Annotated in this window: 3 protein-coding genes; all 3 read right to left on the bottom strand. The window is 52.8% G+C overall.

Going from position 1 to position 2,864, the window contains the following annotated elements; genetic code table 11:
- Nucleotides 1-97: 97 nt before the first annotated feature.
- The 3 genes from WMO46_RS15500 to WMO46_RS15490 all read right to left on the bottom strand — a co-directional run bounded on the left by WMO46_RS15500 (nt 98) and on the right by WMO46_RS15490 (nt 2,710).
- On the bottom strand, nt 98-1,375 hold the full coding sequence (locus tag WMO46_RS15500; RefSeq protein ID WP_349094653.1) for a PcfJ domain-containing protein: 1,278 nt from the start codon (nt 1,373-1,375) through the stop codon (nt 98-100).
- A gap of 1 nt (nt 1,376) precedes the next feature.
- Complete coding sequence (locus tag WMO46_RS15495; protein ID WP_278409881.1) at nt 1,377-1,796, bottom strand: PcfK-like family protein; 420 nt, start codon at nt 1,794-1,796, stop codon at nt 1,377-1,379.
- 494 nt (nt 1,797-2,290) lie between these two features.
- Complete coding sequence (locus WMO46_RS15490) at nt 2,291-2,710, bottom strand: hypothetical protein (RefSeq protein ID WP_195498261.1); 420 nt, start codon at nt 2,708-2,710, stop codon at nt 2,291-2,293.
- Nucleotides 2,711-2,864 lie beyond the last annotated feature (154 nt).

Below are 2,864 nucleotides of genomic sequence, written 5' to 3'. Positions count from 1 at the left end.
GCCGGGTCCGATGAATTTGTGATAAATCACAAAGAAAAAAATCCTCGGAGCTGCGGCTCCGAGGATCTGATGTTGATGCGTGAAGGGAAGAAGCACATCATGCGCTCATGCGCCGGCGGATCAAATCCATGTTCCGCTCTACCAGGTTAATGATCCTGTCATGGTATTCCGTCGGTTTGTTACAGACTCCACGACTTTGAACAACCTGGAACGTTTTCAACGAAACTTCGACGGTCTCAATATGCTCCTCGCCGATCTGGGCTGTAAGAATAAGGCAATCAGGTCGTGAGTAATAAGCACTCGTATAAACGCAATGGTGCATCAGTTCACCTTCCTGCACATACTCTGCAACACTTTCAAGAACCCGGACACAGATTATATCGTCGGCAAAGCTAATACCGAAGAACCGCGATTTCAACTCCCGGAAATTCTCTTCGGCTTCCTGAGCCTGGCGAAGTTTGCGCTGAAATTCTTCCTTTTTCAAACGTTCACGTTTCTTGCGTTCGAATCGGTCATGCTCGGCCTCGAGGTCCGCCGGGCAGACATATCGGGCACTCAATACGTCCTTATTGAAATACCGCAACAAGTCGATGTAGTCGCACCACATCGACGCATCCGGAATCAGATAACCCTGACGCATGCAGATCCGGACCGACGGCCAGTATCTCGCATCGGAACACACATGGCTCCGAATCTCGTGAGCCAACATCGGATACTGACCGGCTTTAAGTAAGGTTTCGGCTCGGCAGTTATCCAAGAGTGCCAGGAACAGACGCAGCGGAGAAATCCCGTGAAGATCCCCACAGAATCCGTTACGCCTGAGCGCCGGAATAACACTCTTTCGAGGATAGATAAAGCCCGGGGTGATGTCGTAGCACATCTTATAAGGCCGGACCTCGAGAGGACTGCTCCAGTTCCAACTATCTCTATACCATGATAACATAGGCCGCAGACGGGCAATGGATACCACTTTGCCAGCTGGTGTGATCCATAGTTGGACAACCTCCTGGCAGCCATACCAGGCTTCACGGCCGACATGTCGGGTAACGTACAAGTCGAAAAAGCGAATGACCTGGCAGCCTCCGCAGGTTGTCAGAATGCAGTAATAGGCTTCATCCCGCTTAAACCGCCGTTTGCGTGTCTCGATGATCTCGATAGTTCGCCCGCAATGCGGGCAGACAGCGGGTCCTGGTTTGAGCGTCTTGTCAAACCATTCGTAACCGCACTCAAGGCAAGACGCCGTACCTTTTCGGGTAAGGCGTCCATAATGGTCAAAGCAATGCTGAAAGGCCCATTCTTTCTGTCTCTCCGAGACCGGCGCAAGACGCTGGCTCAAGGAGTAAATACGTTGTTGAAGTTTCGTTCTCGCTTTCATGTCAGAAAAGGCTGGCTTGTTCGACTTTCTCGGCGGGTTCCGGCTGTGTGGCCGGTTTCTTTTTCTTAGGCTGCATAAGGTTGGCGTAGGCTTCCCTCTCGGCACGCTGCATAGCGGCCTGACGAGCCTGAGCCTTTTCTTCCTCGGTCAGCTCGACGACATGATCGATGCGAACATCGCACTGCAAGGGTTTGCCGATGTCGATGTCCTCCTCGTCGAAATAGTGAACCGCCATACTGAAGATCTCATCATCGTCAAAGCCCGCACACTCAGACTGCCTTACGCAGTTCAGAATGTAGGTAATACAATCGTCGATGTTCTTCTTGGGATTCCAAAACTTCGCAGCGAACCGCTCATCCACCTCGGACAATTCTTCCAAATACGTTTGGATACGTTGCTTGAATCTTTCCGATCCTTTCATACGATATATTGCAGACTTTATCCTCCTGCGCCGGAGTTCTAAACTGCCTGAAACGCTCAGAACAGCGATGCAAACTCAGCCGATCCGGGCGACTGCTTCAAAGGCAAGGACCCGGAAGGAAATATTTGCCGTCGAGACATCGACGGGCGCAGCGGACAAATATTTCTGAATCGGGCCAGGCGTCCAGCCTAACCAGGCTGGACGATCCTTGCCGCTGTCGAACGGATGTCGGCTAACTTCGCATCCATGTTGTGAGTGAGTAATACTGCTCTCCCCCGGACGACGAGTTCGCTCGCCGAGCGAAGGCGGCCGCGAGCTGGGCCCGGCGGCATAGTTGCCGGGGCTGCGAGTTCAGGGGGCCCGAAGGCCGTGCGAAAAGATCGGAGATCGGCACGGCGAGATAGCCGGTGGACAACCGGCAACCGGCTATGGCCGGGTCCGATGAATTTCTATGTGATGAATCACAAAAAAAGAGGGGCTTAGCCCCTCCTCCATCATCCAATGATGTGGATTTCTCCGGAAATCCCGAGTTCACGAAGGTTGCGAAGCAGGCGGCCGAGATGTTTAGCCTCCTGCTCCTTCGCATTGGAACCAGGCGTATCGAGCCAGGTGTTGATGTCTGACTTGTAATTGTCGGTCCGTTCGACAAGATCATCGATAACATTCACCAGGTTGTCTAAATACACCTCCGGAACACGGTTCGTCTCGGTTCCGGAATCATCCAGAAGGCGGACTTCGAAAAGATCCAGACCCTCGTCGTAGAGCACAGCGACCCAGCCTTTGTGCTTGAAACCACTGACATGGAACCAAAGGCCCTCCATATCATCCCTACGATACGGAGCCCGTTTCTCCAAGCCCCACGACATCTGAATTGCCGGAGCCGATCTCAAAATCGACCAAATGTACTTTGCCATATCCATGACTGTGATGCAGACTTTATCCTCCTGCGCCGGAGTTCTAAACTGCCTGAAACGCTCAGAACAGCGATGCAGACTCAGCCGATCCGGGCGACTGCTTCAAAGGCAAGGACCCGGAAGGAAATATTTGCCGTCGAGACATCGACGGGCG

The sequence above is a fragment of the Alistipes intestinihominis genome (genome assembly GCF_040095975.1).
GTDB classification, from domain to species: domain Bacteria; phylum Bacteroidota; class Bacteroidia; order Bacteroidales; family Rikenellaceae; genus Alistipes; species Alistipes senegalensis.
This window is presented reverse-complemented; position numbering and strand designations above follow the sequence as displayed.

Excerpts from the sequence above, each read along its gene's own strand:
- WMO46_RS15490 (WP_195498261.1), bottom strand. The coding sequence starts at position 2,710 with ATGGCAAAGTACATTTGGTCGATTTTGAGATCGGCTCCGGCAATTCAG.
- WMO46_RS15500 (WP_349094653.1), bottom strand. The coding sequence starts at position 1,375 with ATGAAAGCGAGAACGAAACTTCAACAACGTATTTACTCCTTGAGCCAG.
- WMO46_RS15495 (WP_278409881.1), bottom strand. The coding sequence starts at position 1,796 with ATGAAAGGATCGGAAAGATTCAAGCAACGTATCCAAACGTATTTGGAA.